22 protein-coding genes are annotated in these 25,357 nt (G+C 67.5%); 12 read left to right on the forward strand and 10 right to left on the reverse strand.

The window, feature by feature from the left end; genetic code table 11:
* Positions 1 to 175 precede the first annotated feature (175 nt).
* From PGN12_06865 to PGN12_06880, 4 genes are read right to left on the reverse strand one after another with little or no spacing between them, the layout of a single operon-like run.
* Positions 176 to 832: an alpha/beta fold hydrolase gene (locus PGN12_06865; GenBank protein MEH3103611.1), complete on the reverse strand. Its 657-nt coding sequence runs from the start codon at positions 830 to 832 to the stop codon at positions 176 to 178.
* Between the two features lie 39 nt (positions 833 to 871).
* Entirely contained in the window at positions 872 to 2,173 is a 1,302-nt protein-coding gene (locus PGN12_06870; GenBank protein ID MEH3103612.1) for a CitMHS family transporter, read from the reverse strand.
* A gap of 33 nt (positions 2,174 to 2,206) precedes the next feature.
* Positions 2,207 to 3,709: a porin gene (locus PGN12_06875; protein MEH3103613.1), complete on the reverse strand. Its 1,503-nt coding sequence runs from the start codon at positions 3,707 to 3,709 to the stop codon at positions 2,207 to 2,209.
* Positions 3,706 to 4,785 (reverse strand): ABC transporter substrate-binding protein, encoded by a 1,080-nt coding sequence (locus PGN12_06880; GenBank protein ID MEH3103614.1) that lies wholly within the window; start codon positions 4,783 to 4,785, stop codon positions 3,706 to 3,708. Before PGN12_06880 ends, PGN12_06875 begins: the two co-directional genes overlap by 4 nt.
* A 100-nt stretch (positions 4,786 to 4,885) precedes the next feature.
* Here PGN12_06880 and PGN12_06885 point away from each other — a divergent pair, with 100 nt between their 5' ends.
* On the forward strand, positions 4,886 to 5,551 hold the full coding sequence (locus PGN12_06885; protein ID MEH3103615.1) for a response regulator transcription factor: 666 nt from the start codon (positions 4,886 to 4,888) through the stop codon (positions 5,549 to 5,551).
* Entirely contained in the window at positions 5,541 to 6,971 is a 1,431-nt protein-coding gene (locus tag PGN12_06890; protein MEH3103616.1) for a sensor histidine kinase N-terminal domain-containing protein, read from the forward strand. Before PGN12_06885 ends, PGN12_06890 begins: the two co-directional genes overlap by 11 nt.
* Here the strand turns inward: PGN12_06890 and PGN12_06895 are convergent.
* On the reverse strand, positions 6,956 to 7,867 hold the full coding sequence (locus PGN12_06895; protein ID MEH3103617.1) for an alpha/beta hydrolase-fold protein: 912 nt from the start codon (positions 7,865 to 7,867) through the stop codon (positions 6,956 to 6,958). The genes PGN12_06890 and PGN12_06895 overlap by 16 nt on opposite strands.
* On the opposite strand from PGN12_06895, the gene PGN12_06900 reads away from it, so the two are divergent.
* Together PGN12_06900 and PGN12_06905 are read left to right on the forward strand one after the other, a co-directional pair.
* A complete protein-coding gene (locus PGN12_06900) occupies positions 7,860 to 8,543 on the forward strand; it encodes a cupin domain-containing protein (protein MEH3103618.1) in 684 nt (227 codons plus the stop codon). The genes PGN12_06895 and PGN12_06900 overlap by 8 nt on opposite strands.
* 162 nt (positions 8,544 to 8,705) lie before the next feature.
* Positions 8,706 to 9,041 carry a hypothetical protein gene (locus tag PGN12_06905; GenBank protein ID MEH3103619.1) on the forward strand — a complete coding sequence of 112 codons (336 nt, stop codon included), beginning with the start codon at positions 8,706 to 8,708 and terminating at the stop codon, positions 9,039 to 9,041.
* Positions 9,042 to 9,074: 33 nt separating this feature from the next.
* On the opposite strand, the gene PGN12_06910 is transcribed toward PGN12_06905, so the two are convergent.
* The gene (locus PGN12_06910; GenBank protein MEH3103620.1) at positions 9,075 to 10,169 is read right to left on the reverse strand and encodes a Gfo/Idh/MocA family oxidoreductase; all 1,095 of its coding nucleotides are present in this window, start codon (positions 10,167 to 10,169) and stop codon (positions 9,075 to 9,077) included.
* Between the two features lie 153 nt (positions 10,170 to 10,322).
* Here PGN12_06910 and PGN12_06915 point away from each other — a divergent pair, with 153 nt between their 5' ends.
* The 5 genes from PGN12_06915 (at position 10,323) to PGN12_06935 (ending at position 17,649) form a co-directional block, all read left to right on the forward strand.
* Positions 10,323 to 11,393, forward strand: a complete 1,071-nt coding sequence (locus tag PGN12_06915) for an LLM class flavin-dependent oxidoreductase (protein ID MEH3103621.1) — start codon at positions 10,323 to 10,325, stop codon at positions 11,391 to 11,393.
* 105 nt (positions 11,394 to 11,498) lie between these two features.
* Positions 11,499 to 12,692 (forward strand): MFS transporter, encoded by a 1,194-nt coding sequence (locus PGN12_06920; protein ID MEH3103622.1) that lies wholly within the window; start codon positions 11,499 to 11,501, stop codon positions 12,690 to 12,692.
* A 506-nt stretch (positions 12,693 to 13,198) separates the two neighbouring features.
* The gene (locus tag PGN12_06925) at positions 13,199 to 15,520 is read left to right on the forward strand and encodes a TonB-dependent receptor (protein MEH3103623.1); all 2,322 of its coding nucleotides are present in this window, start codon (positions 13,199 to 13,201) and stop codon (positions 15,518 to 15,520) included.
* A 2-nt stretch (positions 15,521 to 15,522) separates the two neighbouring features.
* Positions 15,523 to 17,061 (forward strand): sulfatase, encoded by a 1,539-nt coding sequence (locus PGN12_06930; protein MEH3103624.1) that lies wholly within the window; start codon positions 15,523 to 15,525, stop codon positions 17,059 to 17,061.
* 105 nt (positions 17,062 to 17,166) lie between these two features.
* Complete coding sequence (locus tag PGN12_06935; protein MEH3103625.1) at positions 17,167 to 17,649, forward strand: nuclear transport factor 2 family protein; 483 nt, start codon at positions 17,167 to 17,169, stop codon at positions 17,647 to 17,649.
* On the opposite strand, the gene PGN12_06940 is transcribed toward PGN12_06935, so the two are convergent.
* Complete coding sequence (locus PGN12_06940) at positions 17,594 to 18,709, reverse strand: alpha/beta fold hydrolase (GenBank protein ID MEH3103626.1); 1,116 nt, start codon at positions 18,707 to 18,709, stop codon at positions 17,594 to 17,596. The two genes, PGN12_06935 and PGN12_06940, sit on opposite strands and share 56 nt — an antisense overlap.
* A 259-nt stretch (positions 18,710 to 18,968) precedes the next feature.
* On the opposite strand from PGN12_06940, the gene PGN12_06945 reads away from it, so the two are divergent.
* Positions 18,969 to 20,384 (forward strand): carboxylesterase family protein, encoded by a 1,416-nt coding sequence (locus PGN12_06945; GenBank protein MEH3103627.1) that lies wholly within the window; start codon positions 18,969 to 18,971, stop codon positions 20,382 to 20,384.
* A gap of 158 nt (positions 20,385 to 20,542) precedes the next feature.
* Here the strand turns inward: PGN12_06945 and PGN12_06950 are convergent, their stop codons facing one another.
* Positions 20,543 to 22,804: a TonB-dependent siderophore receptor gene (locus tag PGN12_06950; protein MEH3103628.1), complete on the reverse strand. Its 2,262-nt coding sequence runs from the start codon at positions 22,802 to 22,804 to the stop codon at positions 20,543 to 20,545.
* A gap of 114 nt (positions 22,805 to 22,918) precedes the next feature.
* On the opposite strand from PGN12_06950, the gene PGN12_06955 reads away from it, so the two are divergent.
* Positions 22,919 to 23,380, forward strand: a complete 462-nt coding sequence (locus PGN12_06955) for a DUF3833 family protein (GenBank protein MEH3103629.1) — start codon at positions 22,919 to 22,921, stop codon at positions 23,378 to 23,380.
* A gap of 57 nt (positions 23,381 to 23,437) precedes the next feature.
* Positions 23,438 to 23,656 (forward strand): hypothetical protein, encoded by a 219-nt coding sequence (locus PGN12_06960; protein ID MEH3103630.1) that lies wholly within the window; start codon positions 23,438 to 23,440, stop codon positions 23,654 to 23,656.
* Between the two features lie 12 nt (positions 23,657 to 23,668).
* Here PGN12_06960 and PGN12_06965 read toward each other — a convergent pair whose 3' ends face one another.
* Both PGN12_06965 and purE read right to left on the reverse strand, forming a co-directional pair.
* Entirely contained in the window at positions 23,669 to 24,736 is a 1,068-nt protein-coding gene (locus PGN12_06965) for a 5-(carboxyamino)imidazole ribonucleotide synthase (GenBank protein MEH3103631.1), read from the reverse strand.
* Entirely contained in the window at positions 24,733 to 25,209 is a 477-nt protein-coding gene (gene purE / locus PGN12_06970) for a 5-(carboxyamino)imidazole ribonucleotide mutase (GenBank protein MEH3103632.1), read from the reverse strand. The genes PGN12_06965 and purE overlap by 4 nt, the downstream gene beginning before the upstream one ends.
* Positions 25,210 to 25,357: the final 148 nt, after the last annotated feature.

Here is a 25,357-nt window from a genome sequence, read left to right on the forward strand (position 1 = left end):
CCTCAGAAGCGATCATCCGCTCACCCTTCGCCGATGCCGGCGTGTGACAATGAGACATTCGACCACCTCCTTCCCGTTGTTGACGTTGACGGTAAGATGGTTCCGGGCATCGTCTTTTCAAGGCCTTGAAGCCTCTTCGCCATGCGCGGGGAGCACGGCCGCCATGCCGACGCCCTCAGCTTTGCAACAGTTCCTGCAGGAGCATCGTGACCTCGCCGGGACGTTCGATCGGGGCCAGATGGCCGCAACTGCGGATCTCGTGAAAGCGGGCGCCGGGAATACGATCGCAGAGCGCACGGGCGTCGGAGGGGAGGCAGATGCGATCGCGATCGCCCACCGCCACCAGCGTCGGCACGCGCACCGCGGCGATCGCGGGATCGATGTCGGGCCGGGCGAGGATGGCACGCTGCTGCCGTTCGAACACCGCCGCGCCGACGCGCTCGGCCATGGCCTGAACGGGGCCGCTGACGATCGGGGTCAGCGTCGGGTCGGCGTGCGGGGCGGTCGCCAGCAATCCCTGATCCGCGACCGCACGCGGACGCATCTGCATCGAGGCGCGGGTGCCGAACAGCGCCACCTGTTGCACCCGGTCAGGCGCCTGACGGATGATTTCGAGCGCCACATAGCCGCCGAGGCTGACCCCCGCGACCGCGAAACGCGGCGGCGCATGCGCCAGCACCCGCGCCGCCATCGCCTCAAGCGTATCGTCGACGCTCAGGTCGCCCAGCATCGGGTGCGTAATGTCGCTGAGGTCGACGATCTGTCGCGCCCAGAGCTGGCCGTCACACCCCATGGCCGGAAGCAGGATCAGGGGCGGTGCGTTGCGGGTCATGGCGATGTCTCCCGTGAGAGGGGGTGAGCGGCGGCCGTCTCAGGCGATCAGCGGAAAGGCGAGCACGGCCATGCCGACCAGCGTCATCACGGCGCACACGACCGCGGCGGGCACCAGCGTGAAGCGCTGGTGATCGGCGAGGTCGATGCCTGCGAGGCTGACCAGCAGATAGGTCGACGGCACCAGCGGGCTGAGCAGGTGCACCGGTTGCCCCATCAGCGAGGCGCGCGCGATCGCCATCGGCGAGACGCCATAGTGCGCACCCGCCTCGGCGAGGATCGGCAGCATCCCGAAGTAGAAGGCGTCATTGGAGATGAAGAAGGTGAACGGCAGGCTGAGCAGCGCGGTGATCGGCGCCATGTACGGCCCGAGCACCGGCGGGATGAAGCCGACGACTTCCTTGCTCATCGCCTCGACCATGCCGGTGCCCGACAGGATGCCGGTGAAGATACCCGCCGCGAAGATCAGCGAGACGACCGACAGGACATTGCCGGCATGGGCGGCGATCCGCTCCTTCTGTTCCGCCACCTGCGGATAGTTGACGATCATCGCGACCGCGAAGGCCAGCATCATCAGCACCGACAGCGGCAGGATGCCCGACACCAGCCCCGCGATCAGCGCGAGCGTCAGCGCGCCGTTGAACCAGCGCAGGTGCGGACGGCGTGCCTCGGGGAACTGCGACACGGCCATGCCGGTGAAGGCGGTCGGCTCATTGGCCTTCACATGACCGATGCGGCGGCGCTCCTTCCGCCCGAACCAGATCGCCAGGCCGATGAGGAAGGCCAGCCCGGCGATCATGCCGGGGATCAGCGGCAGGAACAGCGTGGCGGGATCGAGCTTCAGCGCACTGGCGGCGCGCGCGGTCGGTCCGCCCCAGGGGGTCAGGTTCATGATCCCGCTGGTGCTCATCAGCAGGCAGCACAGATAGAGCCGGTTCATGTCATACCGCTTGTAGAGCGGCAGCAGCGCGGCGATGGTGATGATGTAGGTCGTCGACCCGTCACCATCGAGGCTGACGATCGCGCACAGCACCACCGTGCCGATCAGGATCGCCAGCGGATCGCCATGGACGATGCGCAGCAACCGGTTGACCAGTGGATCGAACAGCCCCGTATCGGTCATGATCGAGAAGAACAGGATCGCGAACAACAGCATCACGCCGGTCGGCGCGAGATTCTTGATGCCGTCGATCATCATGTCGCCGAGCCCGGAGGCGAAGCCGGCGAGCAGCGCGAACGCGGTCGGTACGACGATCAGCGCGACCAACGGAGTCATCCGCTTGGTCATGATGAGCGTCATGAAGGTGGCGACCATCAGGAAGCCGAGCAGGGCAAGATCCATCGAGGGATGCTCCGTGAGGGAGAAAGGGGGTGTTCAAAAGGTGACGGCGATGCGGGTGCCGATCGTCTCACCACTGTCGTCGCCGACGAAGGCGCCGGCGCGATTGTCGGTGTCCCAATGGACCCAGTTGAACTGGAGACGGGTGAAGCTGTTGAGATACCAGTTGGCGCCGACCGTCGCGGCCCAGCCACGCCCGCCGGTAAGCAGGCTGGTGTAATCGAGGTTTTCGTAGCGCGCGGTCAGCTCGATCGCGCCCGGTCCGCCTTCGAAGATCGGCTTCAGGACGCGCGGCTGGCCGAAGCTGCCGAGGCGCGGATTGTACGGCGGCAGATCGCCGGTGAGGAACCAGCCACCCGACACGCTCCACGCCTTGCTGACGAAGTCCGGCCGTCCGGCATCGAGCCGCGCGCGGCGTTCGCCGGCTTCACCCATCAGCCAGACCGGGCCGATATAGCCGCCCAGTTCGGCACCGTAACCGGTGGTGCTGCGTCCGCCGAGCAGCGCGCCGGTCGAGACGCGCAGCGCGCCGTTGAAGCGGCCGCCGATCACCGTGTTGCGGGTCAGCGTCGTCGCCGCCGAAGACAGCGCTTCGTCGAAGCCCCAGAGCCCGACGTGCAGCACCGAGCGCTCCGACTTGATGGGGTTCCAGTGCGCCCGCGCGAGCATCGTGCGGCTGTCGTTGGTCGCCTGATTGCCGTCGATCCGGTCCCCGGTCAGCGTCAGCGAGGCATGGCCCGACTTCCAGAACACGCGCGGCATGATACCGACACCGTAGAAGCCACGCTGCGGGATGATCGCGGTGGAGACGACGGTACGTTCCATGAACGGCGTCGAATCCGACCCGGTCGACCCTTCGAAGCCGCGATCGTTGAACAGATGCCCGGCGCGCACGTCGTAATCGAGGCCGGGCCGGATGCGGTTGCGCCAGCCGATGAACGCGGTGACGATGTCGACCTCGTTCTCCGAGAAGTCGGATTCGAACTGGTAGAAGAAGTGCGTCCCCACGCCACCTTCGAGGCCGAGGCGCAAGGCGCGCATGCCGGTGGTGGTGATGTTGCGGCCGTTATACTTCGATCCGAACGTGGAGCTGACGTCGGTCAGGATGCGCCCGCGCGGCTTGAAGGTGTAGATGCCGTCGGCCGAATGGAAGACCGGCAGACCCGCGCCCCATTCGGTCGTCACGCCGGCCGCGTTGGCCTGTTGCGCCTGCACCACGTCGCGGTCGGCCGGCCCGGGCGGGACGAGCTGCGGCGCGAAGGGGCGGGTGACGACGTCGCGCGCGGTCGACCCGGATTGCGCCAGCTGCGGAGCAGGAGCGGGAGCGGCTGTCGGGACGGGCGCGGTGCTGACGGTCGCCGTCGGGCTCGCGGTGGCCGTGGCGCCCTCCAGCCGGTCGAGCCGTGCCCGTAACGCCGCGATCTCGGCGGCCTGCTGGCGGACGAGCGCGGCAAGTTCCTCGCTGGTCGGCGTCTGGGCGAGCGCGGGCGTGGCGGCGAGCAGCGCGACGAGCGCGGTGGCGGTTCGGATCGGGATCATCGGTCGGGAGCCTCCTGAGCAAGAGTGGCGCGCCATTCGGCCAGGAAGCGGCGGCGCTTGATCGTGTCGAGATTGACGAGAAGCTGCGGCCCGACGCGGATCGGGCGCTGTTGTTCGGGGGACAGCCGCGGCGCGCGGACGTCGCTGCGCACCGGCAACAGCCATTGCCGTGCGAGCAACGTCTGTCCGGTGCGCGACAGCAGGAAATCGAGGAACAGCCGCGCCGCCGCCGGGTGGCGCGCATCGCGGGCGATGAAGGCGACGCGCGAGGCGACGATCGTATAGTCGCGCGGGAACACCACCCGGATGTTCGGATCGCGCCGCGCCCGGGTCAGCGCATAGGGGCCGACGACATTGTAGGCGATCGCGATGCGCCCCGTCGAAACCGCGTCGAGCATCGGCTCGGTCGTGCGCGACAGCAGCGGCCGGGTCGCGGCGATCGCCTGCACCAGCGAGCGGGTATCGCGGGTGATCGCATGATCCTCGGTCAGATAGAGGTAGCCGACGTTGGACCGCGCAGGGTCATAGGTCGCGACCTTGCCCGTCAACTGCGCGCGACGGGTGCGCAGCAGGCGTTCGAACGCCTCATGCGTGCGCGGCACCTGCGCGTCTGGGATGAGGCGACGGTTGACGACGAAGCCGACCGGCTCGGCGGTGACGCCATAGCCCATGTTCTTCCACACCGCCGCCGCCGGCAGCGCGGGCTTTTCGGGGCTGAGATAGCTTTGTGCGTAGCCGTCGTTGATGAGCTTGGCCTGCAGGTCCATGGCCGAGGACCAGATCAGGTCGGCGCCAGCGGCGTGGGCGCGGGTCTCGGCGACGACGCGGTCGTAGATCGTGCGCGACTCCAGATCCTCGTACCGCACCGCGACGCCGGGATAGGCACGGTGAAAGGCGGCGATCAGCGGGCGCATCGCGGCGGTGTCGGCGTTACCGTACACACGCACCCCGCGCTCGGCGCGGGCGTCCGCGACCAGCGTGTCGTAGGAGCGGGGATAGGCTGCCGGACGCTGTGCATCGGCGCGCGCGGTCGCAGCGGCGCTCAACATCAGCATCGACAGAATTAACGTCCGCATCGTTCAGGTCCTCTCGCTTCCCGCCTCTGAGTTCGGGTAAGCTCAATCACATGGATTATGCCCGCAAGCTGTCATCCGCCTTTCACGGATGCGCCGTGCCATGCGAATTCTGATCGTCGAGGACGATGCGGCGCTGGCGCGCGGGATCGTCGCGCTGTTGCGCGCCGCCGGGCACGCCGTCGATCATGTCGCCACCGGCGAGGATGCGCTGCTGGTCGCCGCGGCAGAGGCCTATGCGCTGGTGGTGCTCGATGTCGGCTTGCCCGATGTCGACGGCTTTTCGGTCCTCCAGACGCTCCGGCGGCGCGGCAATCGCGTTCCGGTGATGATGCTGACCGCGCGCGATGCGCTGGACGACCGGGTACGCGGCCTCGACCTTGGCGCGGACGATTATCTGCGCAAGCCGTTCGCCCCGGAAGAGCTCGAGGCGCGTATCCGCGCGCTAGGGCGACGGCGCGGTGGCGATCCCACGCCCGAGCTGGTCGTCGGCGCGCTGGTGCTCGATCGTTCGGGCGGCGTGGCGCGGGTCGGGGAGCGGACGCTCGATCTGCGACGTCGCGAGTGGGCGGTGCTCGATGCGCTGGCGACGCGCGCCGGTCAGATCGTTCCACGCGAGACGCTGCAATCCGAGGTGTTCGGCTATGACGAGCCGGTCGGTCCCAATGCGATCGAGGTGAACATCACGCGGCTGCGCGGAAAGCTGGCCCCCGACGGCCCGGCGATCCGCACGGTGCGCGGGGTCGGCTATATGCTCGATGCCCGTTGAGGGCGCGCGCGGCGGTGCGCTGGCGCTTCGCACCCGCCTTTTCGTCGCGATGCTGGCGCCGCTGCTCGCGATCGCGGTGCTGCTGGGGCTGGCGGGTGCCACCTTGATCGCCGACGTGGTCCGGCGGACCAACGATCGCGTGCTCGGCGGTGCGCTGGGGGCGGTCGCCGAGACGGTGCAGGTCGAACGCGGCGAGGTGACGCTCGATCTGCCCGCGGCGGCGTTCGGGATGCTGGAGAACAGTGAGCGCGACAACGTCTATTACCGCATCGCCGTTGGCGGGCGGCTGCTGACGGGTTATGTCGACCTGCCCGCGCCGATCATCGGCGAGCTGGCGCTCGACCAGCCGCGCTTCCGCTTCGCGCGCTACCGCGATCAAGCGATCCGGGTCGCCGAGGTCCGGCGATCGCTGCCGCGCATCGACGCGCCCGTGATCGTGCAGGTGGCCGAAACGCTCGATGGTCGGCACGCCCTGCAACGCCGGCTGGTGACCGCGCTGGTGCTGGGCGAAATCCTGCTGGTTGGCGTCGCGATGCTGTTGATCCGCCCGGCGTTGGCCTGGAGCCTGCGCCCGCTCGCGGGGCTGCGTGGCGCGGTGGCGCGCCGCGACACGCGTGCAACGCCGGACCTGTCGCCACTCGATACCGGGCCACTGCCGGTCGAGCTTCGCCCGCTCGCCGACGCCTTCGACCATCTTCTCGCGCGGCTGGACAGCGCAACGGCGGGGATGCGGCGCTTCACCGCCGATGCCTCGCACCAGATGCGGACGCCACTGGCGGTGTTGAAGGTTCAGGTCGCGCTGGCGCGGCGCGGCAGCCCGGACGCGCTGGCCGAGATCGCCGACGCCGCCGATCGGCTCGAGCATCTTGTCAAGCAGTTGCTGGCGCTGGCGCGTGCCGAGGAAGCGGGCTCCGCGCCGCCGCGCGAGCAGGTCGACCTGCGCGAGGTGGCGATCGCCGTCATCAATCGCCGGATCGCGCAGGCGATCGAGGCGGGCGTCGAGATCCACCTCGACGGGGCCGAAGACATCGTGATCGCCAGCCACCGCACCTTGCTGTTCGAGATCCTGTCCAACCTGATCGACAATGCGATCCGCTATAATCGTGCGGGCGGACATGTCATGCTGACTGTTTCCGATGAGGAGGAAACGGGAGCGACGATCGTGGTGGCCGATGACGGCCCCGGTCTGCCCGAGGACGATCTCGCCCGGCTCGGTGAGCGTTTCACCCGCCTTTCAACCGCGCGCGACAGCGAGGGAAGCGGTCTGGGGCTCGCCATCGTCCGCTCGGCCGCGTCGCGGCTCGATGCGACGGTGGCGATCGTCAACACACGCCCCGGTTTGCGCATCACCTTGCGGTTCGGGGCGGCGCAAGGTCAACGAGACACCGTGGCGTCTGCCCCCGTCTACCGCGGAGGTTGATCGCGCCAGATCCAGCGTAGCGCATCCGGTAACAGCAATCCCGCGTCCGCATCGGAATGCGTGCCGTCGGTCCATACGTGCTTGATGTCGTACCGACCCCCGGCGCTTCCTTCCGCCGCAGCATGGGCGTTCGCCCATTCGAGCGCCGCCAGCATCTGCTGGTTCGCGAGGAACCAGTTGCCGTGCTCATTGTCGAGGTCGTTGCGGCCGTCCTGGAGATAGATGCGCAGCGGCCTGATCGGCGATTTGCGGATCAGACCCGGATAAGTGTCTCCACCATAAGCGATCGGATTGCCGTTCGGGGCGAGCCTTAATCCGATGGACGTGTAGCTACCGATGAAGCTCAGGACGTTTGCGAACGCCTCGGGATGCCGCCACGCGACCGTCCAAGCGGCGATCGCGCCGCTGGAGGTGCCGCCGATCGCGCGCCGTTGCGGGTCGCTCGTAAAATGCCAGCGCTTCGCGACGGCCGGCAGCAGTTCGTCCAGGGTCAATCGCGCATAGTCGTCGGAAAGCGCGTCATATTCTTCGACACGGTGGTCGGGATTGCTCATTCCGAGCTCACGTGGGTAGGAAGCTGCGCGATGACCGGGCGTTACGAAGATGCCCAGCGTGGAGGGAATGGCGCGTTCGCGGATTAGAGCGTCCAGCCGTGCCGGAAGGCGAAGCGTGCCGTCCGGATTGACCGCGCGCTGCCCGTCCTGAAAGACCAGCAGGTTCGGTGGTCGGGCAGGATCGTAGTCCGCGGGGACGTACACCCAATAGCGTCGCACCGTGCCGGGATAGACTCGCGAGTGCAATTTGAACGGGCCGTGAAGCCGCGTGGACGCGCGCGACGCGATTGGTTGCGCACGGGGTGGCGCAGCGGCGGCGACTGGCGAAGCGGCGATGGCCATGGCGGCCGCGATCAGGGCTGCCCGCATATGTCTCTCTCCACGATCCGGCCGCGACTATCCGAGAAAAATGGTCGTAGAAAAACCAGCAAATGCAAGCGCTTCTATTGCCGTGAGCAGCCGCTGGTGCAAACGTGCGGCTTTGGAGGGCGAGGCGCAGATGCGGATGACGGGCGGCAGGATCGTGATGGCGCTGCTCCTGGCGCTTGGGACGGAGCTTGTAACTCCCGCAATGGCCACGGCGCAGGCGGACGCCGAACATCCTGCTGGTTCATCCACGGATGTTGCGAGCGACGCTGCCATTCGTGCGCAGATCGCCGCGATGCTCGCGGAGATGAAACCGGATCAAGGCTTTGCATGGCGTCCGCTGGTCCGCGATGGTTCGCGCGTCGCGGCGATCGAGGTGTGGAAAAAGCCGGGGCGACCGGCGGTCCATCCTGCAGAAGCCGAATACGCCATCGTTCTGGAAGGCGCGGGGACGCTCCTGTCGGGCGGTACGCTGATCGCGCCGGTCACCCGCAGGGAAGGGCTGGTCGATGGCGACCGGATCGAGGGCGGTACGTCCCGGGCGCTTCGGGCGGGTGACGTGCTTCTGATACCGGCGGCCGTACCGCATTGGTTCGGAGTCAGCGGCGATCGCCTCGTCCTGCTCGGTATGAAGCTGCCAGGCTCCCGATAGGGCGATCATGCATTCCGCTTTCGACGCAAGCGGATAGCGGAAGATAGCGACGTCATTCCGCGCGTCCGCGAGCGGGCTTTCTTCGCGAGCGCGCCGCTTTCCCGTATGACGCGGCGCATCGCCTCGCTACAGCCGGGCCAATCAACCGATCCGGATCGAGCCATGGCCAGACGTTCGAAATACGATCCCTACGATCATCTTCCGCAGGAAGAGGATGTTCCGACCGCGCCGGTGCCGTGCTGGCTTTGTGGCCGACCGACCGGCAAGACGATCGTCTGGCATCATCCCGTCCCGAAGAGCCGTGGCGGGCGCGATGTCGTGCCGATGCACGCGATCTGCCAACAGACCCTGACGGCCAATTTCACCAATTCCGAATTGCAGCGGCATGGCATGGATGTCGCCGGGCTGCTGGACAATCCCAACGTGCGCAAGTTCGTCGAGTGGGTGGCGAAGAAGGACCCGGACTTTACCGCCACGATCGCGAAGAAGCAGCGCTGATATTTCTGACTTTTTCCCGATCGACGCTCGTGATCAGCGCAGGTCGCGCAACTCCGCGATCTCGACGACGCGATGGTCGCGCGCGCTGATTTCGGCGGCGACGCCAATCTCGACCGCGCGCAGGCCGTCGAGGGCGGTCACCTGTACGGCACCGTCGCCGCGGATCGCGGCGGCGAAGGCGTGGTGCTGGTAGAAGGAGGCGCCTTCGTGGCTGCCGGCGGCGCGCGCGACGGGGTCGACGGCGACCCGGGTGCGTTCGACCCGCTTCGTGCTACCGAACCCGACACGGGGGCTAAATATTAGATCTCCGGGCGGAATAAGTACGTCGAGCCGCGCCAGATCGCCGGTGGCGGACATTTCTTCCTGGTGTTCGGCGCCGTCCGCGAACATCGACAGGTCGAGCATCGCGCGGACGCCGTTCGCGAAATCGACGGTGGTGAAGCTGTTGTCGATGATGTCGGGGCGCTGCCCATCGTACAGTTCGTCGCGATGGTTCACGTCGGTCGCACCCGAACAATAGACGCGTACCGCTTCCGACCCGATGATAAGGCGCATCAGATCGAAGAAGTGGCAGCATTTCTCGACCATCGTCCCCCCGGTGTTGCGCGAGAAGCGGTTCCAGTCACCGACTTTCGACAAAAACGGAAAGCGATGCTCGCGGATCGAAAGCATCCTGAGCGTGCCGACCCGCCCGGCATGGACCTGTTCGATGAACGCGGCGGCGGGGGGCATGAAGCGATATTCCATCCCGGTCCAGAACGGGTGCGGATGCGCGGCGGCGCGCGCGACGATCCAGCGCGCGTCGGCCAGCGTGGTGGCGAGCGGCTTTTCGCAGAGGATCGCGGCGTCCATCCCGAACAATGGCTCCAGCACGGCGCGGTGCGTGTGGTTGGGAGAGGCGACGACGATCGCGTCGACCTGCGCGGTGCGTGCGAAGGCGGCGACGTCGGCGAAGCTCTCCACCGCACCGGCGCGGTCGCCCAGCGCGTCCCGCGCCCAGCCCAGCGAGGTGGCGACCGGGTCGACGATCGCGACGACCTCGGCATCGGGAAGCAGCGCGATGTTGCGGAGGTGCTCGACCCCCATCATGCCCGTGCCCACCACGCCGTACCGGATTTTTGCCGTCATCGTCGGTCCTTGTCCTTCGCCGGTGGCCGCTTTCCCGCCGATTGCAGGCGTTCGACAACAGGGCAAAGCTTTACGGGGCCAAAGCGGGGGCATCTGGCGACAGCCGCGACGGGCTGTCATGAGCAGCGCCAGACAGCGATGGAGCGCCAAACCGTGACGACGACCCCGGGACCGTGCGAGATCAGCTGGTTCTCCGCCTTGTGCGACGACGATTACGAGTTTCTGGGCGTTCCCGATCCGGCGCTGCGCTCGACATGGGAGCATTGCCGCGACATCGTGGTGCAGGCGGAAACCGCGGGTTACGACAATTGCCTGTTGCCGTCGGGCTATGCGCTGGGGATCGACACGACCGCCTTCGCCGCCGGGATCGCACCGCTGCTGCGGCGGATGCGGCTGTTGATGGCGGTGCGGATCGGCGAGAGCTGGCCGCCGCAATTGGCGCGGCAGATCGCGACGATCGACCGGATGCTGGGCGGGCGGCTGACGGTCAACATCATCTCCAGCGACCTGCCCGGCGAGACGCTCGACAGCGCGCCGCGCTATGCGCGCACCGTCGAGGCGATGCACATCCTGCGCACGCTGCTGGACGGCAAGCCGCTCGATCATGACGGCGACTTCTGGAAACTGAAGCTCGATCCACCGCGCGTGACGACGGTGTCGGGTCATTGTCCGTCCTTCTATTTCGGCGGGCTGTCCGAGGCGGCGCGCGAGGCGGCGGCGCAGGGCGCGGACGTCTATCTGATGTGGCCCGACACGATGGACGGCGTGCGGGCGATCGTCACCGATCTGCGCGCGCGCGCCGCGCGGCATGGCCGCAGCCTGCGCTTCGGCTATCGCGTGCATGTCGTCGTCCGCGAAACCGAGGCGGAGGCACGCGCGGCGGCGGATCGGTTGCTGGCCAAACTGGACGACGCGACCGGTGCGGCGATCCGGGCGCGCTCGCTCGATTCGCAATCGGCCGGGGTGCGGCGGCAGGCCGAGCTGCGCGAGGGTGCGGACGACGGCTATGCCGAGGCGAATTTGTGGACCGGGATCGGGCGCGCGCGCTCGGGCTGCGGCGCGGCGATCGTCGGTGACCCCGATCAGGTGCTCGCCAAGTTGCAGGCGTATCGCGCCGTCGGGATCGATGCCTTCATCCTGTCGGGCTATCCGCATGCCGCCGAGGCCGACCTGTTCGCGCGTCACGTTTTGCCGCGGATCGATCATGCGCCGTTGGTGCCGTGAGCCGCTTGGCGGCGCGATAGCGAATGTTGTTCGCGATCGTCCTTCCCGCGCGGCCATGCTGATCGCATGAGAACGGTTTCGGAATTGAGCGTTCGGCACCGTGGCTTGTTGTTCGCCCTCGTCATTACCGCGGGCGTGCTCAACCTCGTCGACCGGCAGGTGATCGCGGTGCTGAAGCCGGTGATCGCCATCGATCTCGGCTGGAGCGACGACGATTACGGCACGCTCGCGGCGTGGTTCCAGGGCGGGGCGGCGGTCGGCTTCCTGTTCAGCGGCTGGATCGCGGACCGGCTCGGCGTGCGCTGGGCCAATCCGGTCGGCGTGGCGGCGTGGAGCGTCGCGGCGCTGCTGCACGGTTGGGCACGCTCGATGACCGAGTTCATCACGGTGCGCGTCGCCTTGGGCGCGACCGAGTCAATGGGGACGCCCACGGGAATCAAGACGATCACTGCGGTGCTGCCGCCGCGCTGGCGCTCGACGGGGTTCGGCGCCGGCAATGCCGCCAACAGTCTCGGCGCGATCCTCGCCCCGCTTGCGATCCCGTTGCTCGGCCTATGGCTGGGATGGCGCGGGACGTTCGTCGCGGTCGGCGTCGCCGGGCTGTTGTGGGCGCTGGCATGGCTGGTCGCGGCGCGCGGGATCGCCTTCGCCGCGCCGAAGGTCGCCGACGCCGCGTCGCTGGTCCCCTCCGCACCGATGCTGCGCGACCGGCGGACCTGGGCGGTCGCGGGCGCCAAATTGCTGTCGGACGCGACATGGTGGCTGTTGCTGTTCTGGCTGCCCGATTTCTTCCACCGCCAGTTCGGGCTGTCGGGGGTCGCGCTCGGCGTGCCGCTGGCGCTGGCCTATGGCGGCGCGGCGATCGGGTCGTTGCTGGGCGGCGCGATCCCGACGCGGTTGCTCGGGCGTGGCGGATCGCTGAACCGCGTGCGCAAGGGCGTGCTGCTGGGCGGGGCGCTGGTGGTGACGCCGATCCCGCTCGCGCTGCTAACGGACAGCTATCCGGTCGCGGTGCTGCTGATGGCGCTGGCGCTCGCCGGGCATCAGGCGTTCTCGACCAACGTCTTTGCGATGATCGCCGACATCGTGCCGCAGCAACGCGTCGGGCGCGTGACCGCGTTCGGGGCGTTCTGCGGCAATATGGGTGGGGTCGCGATCGCCAAGATCGCGGGGCTGACGCTGGCGGCGGGGCTTGGGTATTTGCCGCTGCTGCTGTTCGCCAGCGTGGCGTATCTGGCGGCGTGGGCGTGGATCCAGCTGCTGTTGCCGCGGCTGACGCCGGTCGAGACGGATAGGTAGACCGGCCAGCGGTCGCTTCGATCGACCTTTATGGTTGCCTTCCCCGCCCTCGCCCCTCGCAGAGGGGAGAGGGTTGCGCAGACTTGGTCTTTGCGCAGCAAAGACTTAGTCGGAGCTGGGTGAGGGGTGGCGCTCGCACAGGCGAGCGCGCGAGCCTTCGGCTCGCTCGACCCCTCACCCAAGCTGCGCTAGCCAGCAAGCTGGCAAGCTGGCAAGCTCCGCTATCCCTCTCCCCTGTCCAAGGGCGAGGGCCGCAGGACCTCAATCGACGCCAGGGTTTGATCCATCCCATACCGGACTCGTTCCGGCATCCACCGTTCCGCCAGCACACGGGCGGTTGCTCTTGCGGGACGGTGGACCCCGGAACCAGTCCGGGGTGACGGCGGGAGATGGTTCAGCCGGTAGGGATCACACCCTAAAGCCGGCCTGTGTCCGCGCGATGTGCTTCTTTATATCCGATCTATGAACTAGGCTTTAGCGTCCGCCGCGATCTGAAAGGGGACCCGATGATCGATCGACGCCTGCCTGTGCTGCTTGCTACCACTGCCCTCTCGCTGTTCGCCACCCCCGCCATCGCACAGGACGCGCCCGCGCCGCAGGGCGCGCCATCCACCGCGACGCCCGCCACGCCGCCGGCCGGAGAGGGCGAGGTCGTCGTCACCGCGCGCTTCCGCAACGAATCGCTTCAGCAGGTGCCGATCGCGATCACCGCGGTCGACGGCAAGTCGCTGGCCGAGCGGCAGTTGAACAATCTCGAGCGGATCGCGGCGTCGATCCCGTCGGTCGGGTTCCGCAGCGGGGCGTCGAACAAGGACCGTACCGTGTTCATCCGCGGCATCGGTACGATCACCACCTCACCGGGTGTCGAACCGTCGGTGTCGACGGTGCTGGACGGCGTGGTGCTGACGCGCCCCGGCCAGTCGACGCTCGATCTGGGCGAGGTCGAGCGGATCGAGGTGCTGCGCGGACCACAGGGGACACTGTTCGGGAAGAATGCCTCGGCCGGCGTGGTCAACATCGTCACGCGCAATCCGACCGACGAGTTCCACGCGTTCGGCGAGGCGGGCGCGACCACCGATCAGGAATATCGCATCAAGGCCGGCGTGTCGGGCGCGATCGTGCCGGGGAAGGTGCAGGCGCTGATCGGCGGGCTCTACAGCGACTTCGACGGCAATCTGCGCAACGTCGTGACCGGGCACGACGCCAATGGCTCGCGGCGCTACGGCGCGCGCGGCAAGCTGGTGGTGACGCCGTTCGACGCGTTGAAGCTGACCGCGATCGGCGACTATCTCAACACGCGCGAGACGGTGGCGGGCGTCTATCAATCGACGCAGCAGATCGCCTATCCGACGCGCGCGATCACCGATTCCGCGCCGCTCGCCGCCGCGCTGACGGCGCGCGGGATCGTCGCCGGGCCGGGCAATCGCCGGCTGGCCACCGACGTCGACACCAACGTCCGCGACGAGAATTACGGCGGCTCGCTGACCGCCGATCTGACGCTGGGCGATTATCAGCTGACCTCGATCAGCGCGTGGCGGCAATGGCTGAACCACCAGCGGCAGGATTACGACGGGCTGGCGCAGCTGACCACGACCTTCCCGTCGGGCGTCGACAACGGCAGCGTCGACAGCCGGCAATTCTCGCAGGAGCTGCGGCTGACCTCGCCGCGCGGCGGGCTGATCGATTATGTGCTCGGCGCCTATTATCTGCGCGCGCAGACCGACGAGCGCTATCAGCGTGCGTTGACGACGCTGGCGGGGACGACGCCGACCTCGACCACCGGTGTCGCCAATTACGGCATCACCAACCACAATTACGCGTTGTTCGGCGAGGCGAACGTCAACTTCACCGAGCATTTCCGCGCGATCGCGGGGTATCGATCGACGTGGGACTCGCTCGACTTTACCCATGTCCGTACGTCGAGCAACGACCCGACCAACAGCGGGGCGGCGTCGCTCGATCGCCCGGGTATCCGCGCCTACCACAATGCCAAAGGGAGCACCGATGCGCGCGGCGACAGCTATCGCCTCGGGTTGCAGCTCGACCTCGGCGACCATGCGCAGACGTATTTCACCTATTCGCGCGGCTATAAGGGGCCGGCGTACAACGTCTATTTTAACATGCGCTCACTCAACGCCACGACGCTGCTCGACGAGGTGCCGCTGAGCCCGGAGACGTCGAACTCCTATGAGGGCGGGATCAAGGGCAGCACCGCCGACCGCGCGCTCAGCTATGCGGTGGCGGTCTATACCACCGACTTCGATGGCTATCAGGCAAACTTCACCGACTCGGTCGGCGGCGCGCCGGTGACGCGGCTCATCAATGCCGGGTCGGTGCGGTCGCGCGGAGTCGAGGCGGACGTGACGTTGCGCCCGACCAGGGGCCTGACCTTCGATCTGTCGGGGGCCTATACCGATGCGACGGTGCGCGACTTCAATTGCCCGGTCGGTGCGCCGGTGAGCTGCAACATCAACGGCCAGCCGCTCCCCTATGCGCCGAAGGTGCGTTTGTTCGAGAACGCGACCTATCGCTTCGGGCTGACCGACAGCCTGTCGCTGGAGTTGCAAAGCGACGTGACGTTCAGCAGCAAGGTGCAATATTCGCTGGCGCAGACCCCGAACACGGTCCAGCCGGCCTATGCGATCTGGAACGCCAGCGTCGCGCTGCTCCATCCCGGCGATGGCTGGCAGTTGCGCGCCTATGTCAAGAACATCACCGATACGCCCTATGCCAGCTTCCTGACCAACGGGACGTTCGCAGGCACGGTGCGGTTCGTGCCGCGCGACGACAAGCGCTATGCCGGGCTGTTGCTGCGCAAGGATTTCTGACGATGAGCGAAGAGACGACTCGCCGCGGCGTGCTGCTGGCCGGGACCGGCGGGGCGTTCGGGCTCTATTCGATGGCGGCGGGGGCGGCGAGTGCGCCGCGCCGCTCGCGACGATTGCCGAAGCTGCCGGGGGTGAAGCCGCGCAACATCCTCGTCGTGCTGACCGACGACCATCGCTATGACGCGATGGGGTTCATGAAGGCGCAGGACTTCGGCGACACCCCGACGCTCGACCGGCTGGCGCGCGAGGGGACGCATTTCCGCAACGCCTTCGTTACCACGGCTTTGTGCTCGCCGAGCCGCGCGTCGATCTTCACCGGGCTGTACGCGCACCAGCACAAGGTGGTCGACAACAACCATCCGATTCCGCCGGGGCTGGTCTTCTATCCCGAGTATCTGCAGGCCGCGGGCTATGACACCGCGTTCATCGGCAAATGGCATATGGGCGACGAGGGCGATGCGCCGCAGCCCGGGTTCGACCATTGGGTCAGCTTCAGGGGGCAGGGGAGCTATCTGCCCAGCGCCGACGGGCTGAACGTCGACGGGCGGCGCGTGCCGCAGAAGGGCTATATCACCGACGAATTGACCGATTACGCGCTCGACTGGATCGGCAAGCGACCGGCGGGGCGGCCGTGGATGATGCATCTGGCGCACAAGGCGGTGCATTCCGAATTCATTCCGGCCGAGCGCCACAAGGGCCGGTATGACAAGGAGACGTTCCGCTATCCGGCGTCGATGCCGCCCGGCGCGCCGGGGCGGCCGATGTGGGTCGAGAACCAGCGCAACAGCTGGCACGGGGTCGGGTTTCCGTATCACGGCACGCTCGACATCGGCGATTACTACAAGCGCTACATGGAGACATTGCTGGCGGTCGACGAAGGGCTGGCGCGGATCATGGACCTGCTGGAGCAGCGCGGCGAACTGGACGACACGCTGATCCTGTACCTCGGCGACAACGGCTTCATGTTCGGCGAGCATGGCCTGATCGACAAGCGCACCGCCTATGAGGAGTCGATGCGCATCCCGATGCTGGCGCGCTGCCCTGCGCTGTTCCCGGCGGGTAGCGTCGTCGAGCAGGTGGTGGCGAACATCGACATCGCGCCGACCTTGCTGGCGGCGGCGGGGCTGCGCGCGCCGGATGGCATGGCGGGAAGCAACGCGCTGCCGCTGGCGCGCGACGCGCACGCGCCATGGCGGAAAGAGTTGCTCTACGAATATTACTGGGAGCGCAATTTCCCGCAGACGCCGACCGTCCATGCCTTGCGGGAGGATCGCTACAAATACATGCACTTCCACGGCATCTGGGACATCGACGAGCTGTACGACCTTGCCGACGACCCGCACGAGACGAACAATCTGATCGCGCGGCCGGGGCACGAGGAGCTGGCCGAACGGATGAGCGGCAGATTGTTCGCGTTGCTGGAGAAGACCGACGGGATGGCGATCCCGCTCAGTGCCGACGCGGGGGTGCGCAACGCGCTCCGCGATCCGGCCGGGCCGGCGCAGGCGCCGTTCCCGGCGATGTTGCAGCGGCCCCGGTAGACGGGGCGCCATCCCACCGCGCATACGGGCTTGATCTCGGGGAGGTAATCAGGCTCTCTCGCGCCGATGGTGCGGAAACGACTTTGGCCGCTCGCGGCGGCGCTCCTGCTGGCGACACCGGCCGCCGCCGGTCCTACGCAGGACCGCGCCGCGATCCTGAAGGTGGTCGCGGCGATGGAGCAAGCGTGGAACCGCGGCGATTTCCGTGGCTATATGGCGGGCTTCAGCAATCCCGATGTCGTCTTCGTGTCCGGCGGCAGGTTTCAGGACGGCTGGCAGGGAACGCTGGATCATTATGTCCGCGACTATGGCGCCTCGCCGCAGACACGCGGCACGCTGCACTTCTACGACATGAAGGTCGAGCTGCTCGCCGACGACGCGGCGATGCTGGTTGGTCGTTACCATCTCGAACGCCCGGTGCGCGCGGCCGAGGGCGTGAACACGCGGCTGTTCCGCAAGATCGCCGGCCGTTGGGTCATCACGCTCAATCACGTCTCCGCGCATGACGTGCCCAGCGGGCCGCCGCAGCCGGTCAGTGCTCCGCTTCCGTCCGCGCCAGCAGACCGGCCAGATCGGCCTTCCAATTGACGGCCCATGTATGCGTGCCGTGGCCATGCGTATCGGCCGTTTCGGGGATCAGCCGAAAGCGGGCATCTTTCATCCGGCGAACCGCCTGCGCGGGATAGTCGAGGTTGCGCGGATTGATGAAGTCGTCCGCCGAGTTGATCCAGACGAGCGGCGCGGTGATCGCCGCGAGCCTGGTGGACGGATCATAGGTCCGCGACGCGTCAACCTGATAGATCAGGTCGTTGGCGTCGAGCCGTGCGATGGCCGCGGCGACGCGCTCCTGCGCGAAGGCTGCCGCGGCGTCACGATCGGGGTATAGTTTCTGCAAGTTGAGCGGGGCGGCGCCCGCCATGAACAGCGCGGTCTGCGCGGTCCGCAAGCCTTGCAGCGGTTGTTGGCGATAATCGCCGCCGCCCCAGGCGGGGTCCGCCTTGATGCCGTCGATCAGCAATTGCCGCCACATGCGATTGAGCCCGGCGATCGGCACCGGTTCGCACGCCAGTGGCATCAGCGCGCGCGCAAAATCGGGATGCGTCTCGCCCCACATCAGGCTGTGCATACACCCCATCGACGTGCCCATGATCAGTCGCATCCGGCGGATGCCGAGCCCGTCGCGCAACAGACGATATTGCGCCTCCACCATGTCGGCATAGTCGTAGCGCGGGAACCGCATCCGCAATCCGTCCGACGGCTTGGAGGAGCCGCCGTGGCCGATACCATCGGGCAGGATGATCCAGTAGCGGCGGATATCGAGCGGCTGCCCGGGGCCGTACAGCTCGTCGGCGAATTGGGGAACGAGGAACTGCTTGCCCGATCCTCCCGTGCCGTGCAGCACCATCACGGCATTGTCGATCTCGCCGCGCGCGTTGCGATGCGGCTGACCGAGCGTGCTGTAGTGGATGCGCAACGCCGGCAGCGCTTCGCCGTAAGCGAAGCGGAAATCCCTGATGACGAAATCGGCCTCGCGCACCGGCCAGCGCGGGGCAGGCGCCGCCGGTGACGTCGCGGCGGCAAGTGGCGGAACCGCGGGGCCGGCGGGCGTCGCCGCCTGAAGCGCGAAGAAAAGGAGCGATGACAACATGGCGCCGGTTTGCCCGGCCCCTTTGTGGATGCCAAGCAAAGCTTGCACGGCGTCAGCGACGGTGACGGCGAGGATCGACGAGATGCGTGGCGAGCGATCATGGTCCGGCTGTGCTCCGCTTTCCCGCGGCGACCGTGCGGCGCAGCGCTCCTGCTTGTGACCTCTCAGGCAAAGGCTTTTACATTCAGGGATTTGTGCAGGATATCGCGAATGCGATCGTGGTCGCGATGGCCGCATTTCGTACGCAGGAGAGGTGACGATGAAGGCAGGAACGATCGCGCTGGCGCTGGGTGCCGCCTTGTTGGCGGGAGTCGCACAGGCGCAGACCGTCACCACCGAAACCGGCAAGGTCGCGGGCAGCACCGCCGATGGCGTGACGAGCTGGAAAGGCATTCCGTTCGCGGCGCCGCCGGTCGGACCGTTGCGCTGGCGTGCGCCGCAGCCCGCCGCGCGCTGGACCGGGGTGCGGACCGCAACCGACTATGGCCATGACTGTATGCAATTGCCGTTCCCCAGCGATGCCGCCCCGCTCGGCACAACCCCGGCCGAGGATTGCCTGACCGTCAACGTCTGGAAGCCGGCGGGCGTCAAGGCGGCGTTGCCGGTGATCGTATGGATCTATGGTGGCGGCTTCGTGAACGGCGGCGCGTCGCCGCCGACCTACGCCGGCGCCAATCTCGCGAAGCAGGGCGTGATGTTCGTCAGCTTCAACTACCGGCTGGGACGTTTCGGCACCTTCGCGCACCCGCAACTGACCGCGCAGGACCCGGACAAGGGGCGGCTCGGCAATTACGGCTATATGGATCAGCTCGCCGCGCTCCAGTGGATCCAGCGCAACATCGCCACTTTCGGGGGAGACCCGGCGAACGTGACGATCGTCGGCGAGAGCGCGGGCGGCATGTCGGTGAACACGATGGTCACCTCGCCGCTGGCGCGCGGGCTGTTCGCGCGCGCGATCGTGATGTCGGGTGGCGATGGACGCAGCCGCGGCACCGACGGACTCGCGGGCACCGAGAAGATCGGGCTCGATTTCGCGGCGGGCAAGGGGATCGCGCGCGACGACCCCGCTGCGCTCGCCAAGCTGCGCGCGCTGTCGGCCGATGCGGTGACCGACGGGCTCAACCTTGCCGCGATGTTCACCCCGGCCTCGGGTGTGAAGACCTTTGCCAGCCCTTATGCCGATGGGGTCGTGGCAGTCGATGCCGCCGCCGCCTATCGCGATGGCGCGTTTCCGAAGGTGCCGATCATGATCGGCGCCACCGACAACGACATCGGCGGCCCGACCGGCTATATGGTCGGGGGGGCGCGGCAACTCGCCGGAGCGATCGCGGCGGCCGGTGCACCCGCTTATCACTATCGCTTCTCCTATGTCGCGGAGAGCCTGGGCAAACCAGGCGCCGGCCATGCCACCGACATCCCGTTCTTCTTCGACACCGCGGCGATCAAATACGGGGACGCGACCACCGCGCGCGACCGGCGGATGGCGCGTACGATCAGCCGCTATGTCGTCAATTTCGCGAAGACCGGCGATCCGAACGGGGCCGGCCTGCCGCGCTGGCCGCGCTACGATCGCCGGGCCGACGAACTGCTCGATTTCACCGCGACGGGCGAGGCGGTGGCAGGCAAGGACCCGCTCGGCACCGCGATCGACGCCGCACCCACGGCTGCTCGCTAGATCAGGAAACGACAGAGTCGATCCACGTTCGTCATTGCGAGCGCAGCGACGCAATCCAGAGCCGGATCAGGACGCGCTGGATTGCTTCGCTGCGCTCGACATGACGGGTCCGGTTTGACGTGTGCGTCCACAAAGACCGCACCGTACCTCGCCGCCGGTTACTGGAACGTGTAGCGGATCGTCCCGAACACCGTGCGCGGCACGCCATAGAAATTGCCGCGCCCGGTGCTCGAGATGCGTGCGTAATAGCTCTTGTCGAGCAAGTTGTTGACGTTGAGCGACAATGACCATTGCTCGCTGAGCTTGTAGCCCGCGCGCAGGTCGACCACCGCATAGCTGTCCTGACGGACGATCGTCGATCGCGTCCGCAGCGTCCCGTTCGCCGCATAGAGCGCCGGGTTGCCGCCATAGGTGGAGGAAAACCACGTCAAGCCCCCGCCGATGCTCGCGCCGGCCAGCGCGCCGCCGGTCGGGGCGTAGTTGCTGAAGAACTTGACCATGTGCTTCGGGATGATCGGCATCAGCGCGATGCCCTCGAACTGCGGCTCGGTATCGGCCAGATACTCGGTATGGGTGTAGGTGTAGCCGCCGTTGATCCGCCAGCCCGGCACGATCTGCCCGGTCGCCTCCGCCTCGACGCCGCGCGCGCGAACCCGGCCGGCCTGCAGCACCACGTCGGGCAGCTCGGGCGGATTGACCAGCCGGTTGTCCTGCGTGATCTGGTACGCCGCGACCGACAGCAGCAGCCGCTGGTTCATCAGCGACAGCTTGCTGCCCACCTCATATTGATTGCCGATCAGCGGCTCGATGGTCTGCCCGTCGGGGCGGGCGCGCCCGGCGGGCGGCGCCTGCGGAGTGAAGCTGTCGGCATAGCTGGCGTAGAGATTCAGGTTGGACGTCGCGTCGAACAACACCGCGCCATAAGGCGTGAAGCGGCCGTCATAGCCATATTGCGAGCGCCCGCTGACCGCCCCGGTCAGCCGGGCGAGCGTGTCGAGATGGTTCGACCACCAGGTGGCGCGCCCGCCGCCGACCAGCGTCAGATGCTCGACCGGCGACAGCCGCATCTGCCCGTACAGGCCATATTGCTCGACATAGGTGCGCGTCGCCCCGGAGGCGTGCTCCACGCAGCGCGTCGAGGCGACGGTGCACGGCCCGCCGCTCGTGCCCTGTACCGGATAGAGCGGCAGCGAGGCGCGGGGATCGAGGAACGGCTCGGCGGGATAGACCGGGTCGAAGACGTTGATCCGCGCATAATTGCTGAGGCGCGAGTAATAGGACGTATAATCCTGCGCCTGATAATCCATGCCGAGGATCAGCGTCTGGTCGCGCCCGAACGCGGGGAAGCTGCCGACGCCGTTGATGTCGAACGAGCGCGTGCGCTGACGATTGTCGCCGAGGAAGGCGATATGGTTGGTCAGCCCGTTGTTCTCGGGCGTCACCGCGGCGTTGCCGATATAGCTGTACTTGTCGATGCGATCGACGTTGGCGATCATCCCGGTCGCGCGCAGCGTCCAGCGATCGCTGACGCGGTGCGCCAGCTCGACGAAGCCGGTCCATGTCTCCGAGTTGAACCGGTTCCAGTCGGCGCCGAGATAGGTCGAGCGGCGTACGTCGAGCAGCCGTCCCTCGCTGCCATCCGCGCCGCCGACATAGCCGGGCAGTCCGGTCTGCACCGCCGGCTGGAAGCGGTCGTAATAAATGCCGCCGGTCAGCGTCGTGCGCTCGCCGACCGCGACCTCGCCGACCGCGAACGCGCCCCAGCGGCGACGATGCGCCGTATCGAAGAACTGGTCCTGATCCTGCGCCATCGCGCCCGCCCGCACGCCGATCGCATCGGTCAGCCGCGTCGAGGCGTCCAGCTCGAGACGGACATTGTCGTAGCTGCCAAAGCCGGCCGACGCCTGGATGCGTGTCGATTCCACCGGGCGCTTGCGGATCAGATTGATGCTGCCCGCCGGATTGCCGGCCCCCGTGAAGAGGCCGGCTGGGCCGCGCAGCACTTCCAGCCGGTCGTAGAAGAACAGGTCGGGCACGACGCCGGGAAAGCCGAACGACTGCGTCGGGACGCCATCGACCAGATAATTGTTGATCGGAAAGCCGCGCGAATTGAACGACGGATCCTCGCTGCCGATCCCGCTGACCGTGATGCCGTTGGTGGCGGTGAGCGCATCCTCCAGTGTGAACAGGTTCTGCGCCTCGATCTGATCGCGATCGATGACGGTGATCGTGTTCGGCGTGTCCTTCAGCGGGGTGACCGTCTTGCCGACCTCGCGCCCGTAGCTCTTGCCGACCACCACGACCTCGCCCTCCTGCTGCTCGGCAGCGTTCGGTGCCGCGACGTCGGCGTCGCGGGCGTGAGCGGCGGTGGCACTGATTCCGAGCACGCCGGCCGACAGCAGGAAGATCCAAGATTTCATTGCGTTTCCCCGATTTATGGGGGGCGCTCTAACCGGGTCGCTTATGATAGTCACTATCAATTGCATAAATTGTTACAAAGGCGGCGGTTCGGGGTCGTCGTGCGTTGAGGCGCGATGTTGCTCGCCATCGCGCTCGCTGCCGCACCGGTCGGCCCCGCTTTCGATCCTTTGCGCTTCTTCACCGGGCAGACGAGCGGCACGGCGCAGCTGAAGGTGATCCTGCGCAGCGCGAGGGGGGTGACGGTCCGCGGCACGGGTCGGATGCGTGCGGACGGCACGCTCGTGCTCGATCAGATCGTCACGGAGGCGGACAAGCCGCCGCGTCCACGGCGCTGGGTGCTCCGCGGCACCACGCCGGGGCATTATGTGGGCACGCTGAGCGATGCGCACGGCCCGGTCGTCGGCGCCGTAACGGGCGCGACGCTGCGTCTGTCTTTCACCAGCAACGGTGGGTTTCGCATCCGCCAGACCCTGACCCTCCAGCCCGATGGACGCACGCTCGCCAACCGGCTGGAGGCACGGCGTTTCGGGATCAGGGTGGCGGTGCTGACCGAGCGGATCGTCAAGGTCGATTGACGCGGAACGCCAGCCGCGGCGTGTCGGTTGGCGTGACGATCACTTCCGGAGCGAGCGATGACCGACCTTCATGTGCAGACCCGCCAGCGCGAAATCGCGACCGAGCATCTGCTGTTCAAGCTGATCGAATATGTCGAGGGCCGGCATCCGGGGCTGCTCGACTTTCTGGAGGGCAGCCTCGACCATCTCGGCGATCCGGCCACCGATGCGACCAAGGATGACGAGGGCGTGCGCAAGATCGCACGGCGGATGATTACCGGCGCGCGGCGGGGATAGCCGGAGCGACGATCAGCGGGTCAGCCGCGTGACGTGCCCCATCTTGCGGCCGTCGCGCGTCTCGCGCTTGCCGTAGAGGTGCAGGTACGTGTCGCGTGCGGCGACGTACTCCGGCCAGCGCTCCCAATCCGCGCCGATCAGATTCTCCATCTCCGCGGCCTGCGCGACCAGCGCCGTATCGCCGAGCGGCAGCCCGCAGATCGCGCGGACATGGTTGGCGAATTGCGAGGTCGCCGCGCCCTCGATCGTCCAATGCCCCGAATTGTGGACGCGCGGCGCCATTTCGTTGAACACCGGCCCTTCGGCGCTCGCGAAAAATTCGCAGGTCAGCACGCCGACATGGTCGAGTGCATCGGCGATGCGGCCGGTCAGCGCCGCCGCCTCGGTCCATTGCGCGGCGATCTCGGCGGGCGCGGGGAGCGTCGAGCGATGCAGGATGCCGTCGCGATGCTCGTTCCACGGCGGCGGATAGCTGGTGATCGTGCCGTCGCGCCCGCGCACCAGCACGATCGAGAATTCGTGGCTGAACGCGACGAACGCCTCGAGGATCGCCGGCCCGCCGATCGCTTCCCACGCGGCATCGGCGTCGGCGGGTGAGTGGAGGCGCGTCTGCCCCTTGCCGTCGTACCCGAAACGCGTCGTCTTCAGCACCGCCGGGCAGCCGATCGTCGCGATCGCCGCGTCCAGCTCCTCGCGCGATGCGACCGCCTGCCAGCGGGCGGGGCGGCCGCCGACCTGCTCGACGAACTGCTTCTCGCGGACGCGGTCCTGCGCGACCGCGAGGCTGCGCGGACCCGGATAGACCGGCACCCGCTCCGCGAGCCACTCGACCGGGCCGACCGCGATATTCTCGAACTCATAGGTGACGACGTCGCATTGCGCGGCGAAGTCGGCGAGCACGACCTTGTTGTGGTAATCGGCGCGGGTCAGCGACGAGGCGGTCTGCGCCGCGACGCTCTCGCGATCGGGGGCGAGGACATGCGTGCGATAGCCGAGATCGGCCGCCGCGCTGGCGATCATGCGGCCGAGCTGCCCGCCGCCGAGGATGCCGATCGTGCTGCCGGGGGCGATCACCGTCATGCCGGATCGACCGCCACGCCGTCGGTCTGCTTCGCGCGCCACGCCTGCACGCGCTGCGACAGCGCCTCGTCGGACAGCGCGAGGATGGAGGCGGCGAGCAAAGCGGCGTTGATCGCGCCGGCCTTGCCGATCGCCAGCGTGCCGACCGGAATGCCGCCGGGCATCTGGACGATCGAGAGCAGGCTATCCATGCCCTTCAACGCCTTGGACTCGACCGGCACGCCCAGCACCGGCAGATGCGTCATCGACGCCGCCATGCCGGGCAGATGCGCCGCGCCGCCCGCGCCGGCGACGATGACCTTCAGTCCGCGGTCTGCCGCGCCGGTCGCATAATCGTACAGCCGCTGCGGGGTACGATGCGCGGAGACGACCTTCGCCTCATACGCGATACCGAGCGCGTCGAGCGTCTCGCTCGCATGACGCATCGTTTCCCAGTCCGAGGTGGAACCCATGATGATGCCAATTTGCGCCATCGCGTGCGGTTAGCGGGGCAGGGCGGAGAGGGCAATCGGCAAAGTTCACATGCCGTCGCCCCTGCGCAATAAAGGAACATGGCGCTGCTCAGATGCCGTCGCACCTGCGAAGGCAGGGGCCTATGTCTGTAAAGTCCGTCGCGCAGGT

Source organism: Sphingomonas phyllosphaerae, assembly GCA_036946405.1.
GTDB lineage: Bacteria > Pseudomonadota > Alphaproteobacteria > Sphingomonadales > Sphingomonadaceae > Sphingomonas > Sphingomonas phyllosphaerae_D.

Coding starts and splice junctions, on each gene's coding strand:
- PGN12_06865 (MEH3103611.1), bottom strand. CDS start 832: ATGACCCGCAACGCACCGCCCCTGATCCTGCTTCCGGCCATGGGGTGT.
- PGN12_06870 (MEH3103612.1), bottom strand. CDS start 2,173: ATGGATCTTGCCCTGCTCGGCTTCCTGATGGTCGCCACCTTCATGACG.
- PGN12_06875 (MEH3103613.1), bottom strand. CDS start 3,709: ATGATCCCGATCCGAACCGCCACCGCGCTCGTCGCGCTGCTCGCCGCC.
- PGN12_06880 (MEH3103614.1), bottom strand. CDS start 4,785: ATGCGGACGTTAATTCTGTCGATGCTGATGTTGAGCGCCGCTGCGACC.
- PGN12_06885 (MEH3103615.1), top strand. CDS start 4,886: ATGCGAATTCTGATCGTCGAGGACGATGCGGCGCTGGCGCGCGGGATC.
- PGN12_06890 (MEH3103616.1), top strand. CDS start 5,541: ATGCCCGTTGAGGGCGCGCGCGGCGGTGCGCTGGCGCTTCGCACCCGC.
- PGN12_06900 (MEH3103618.1), top strand. CDS start 7,860: ATGGCCATGGCGGCCGCGATCAGGGCTGCCCGCATATGTCTCTCTCCA.
- PGN12_06895 (MEH3103617.1), bottom strand. CDS start 7,867: ATGGCCATCGCCGCTTCGCCAGTCGCCGCCGCTGCGCCACCCCGTGCG.
- PGN12_06905 (MEH3103619.1), top strand. CDS start 8,706: ATGGCCAGACGTTCGAAATACGATCCCTACGATCATCTTCCGCAGGAA.
- PGN12_06910 (MEH3103620.1), bottom strand. CDS start 10,169: ATGACGGCAAAAATCCGGTACGGCGTGGTGGGCACGGGCATGATGGGG.
- PGN12_06925 (MEH3103623.1), top strand. CDS start 13,199: ATGATCGATCGACGCCTGCCTGTGCTGCTTGCTACCACTGCCCTCTCG.
- PGN12_06930 (MEH3103624.1), top strand. CDS start 15,523: ATGAGCGAAGAGACGACTCGCCGCGGCGTGCTGCTGGCCGGGACCGGC.
- PGN12_06940 (MEH3103626.1), bottom strand. CDS start 18,709: ATGTTGTCATCGCTCCTTTTCTTCGCGCTTCAGGCGGCGACGCCCGCC.
- PGN12_06945 (MEH3103627.1), top strand. CDS start 18,969: ATGAAGGCAGGAACGATCGCGCTGGCGCTGGGTGCCGCCTTGTTGGCG.
- PGN12_06950 (MEH3103628.1), bottom strand. CDS start 22,804: ATGAAATCTTGGATCTTCCTGCTGTCGGCCGGCGTGCTCGGAATCAGT.
- PGN12_06955 (MEH3103629.1), top strand. CDS start 22,919: ATGTTGCTCGCCATCGCGCTCGCTGCCGCACCGGTCGGCCCCGCTTTC.
- PGN12_06960 (MEH3103630.1), top strand. CDS start 23,438: ATGACCGACCTTCATGTGCAGACCCGCCAGCGCGAAATCGCGACCGAG.
- PGN12_06965 (MEH3103631.1), bottom strand. CDS start 24,736: ATGACGGTGATCGCCCCCGGCAGCACGATCGGCATCCTCGGCGGCGGG.
- purE (MEH3103632.1), bottom strand. CDS start 25,209: ATGGCGCAAATTGGCATCATCATGGGTTCCACCTCGGACTGGGAAACG.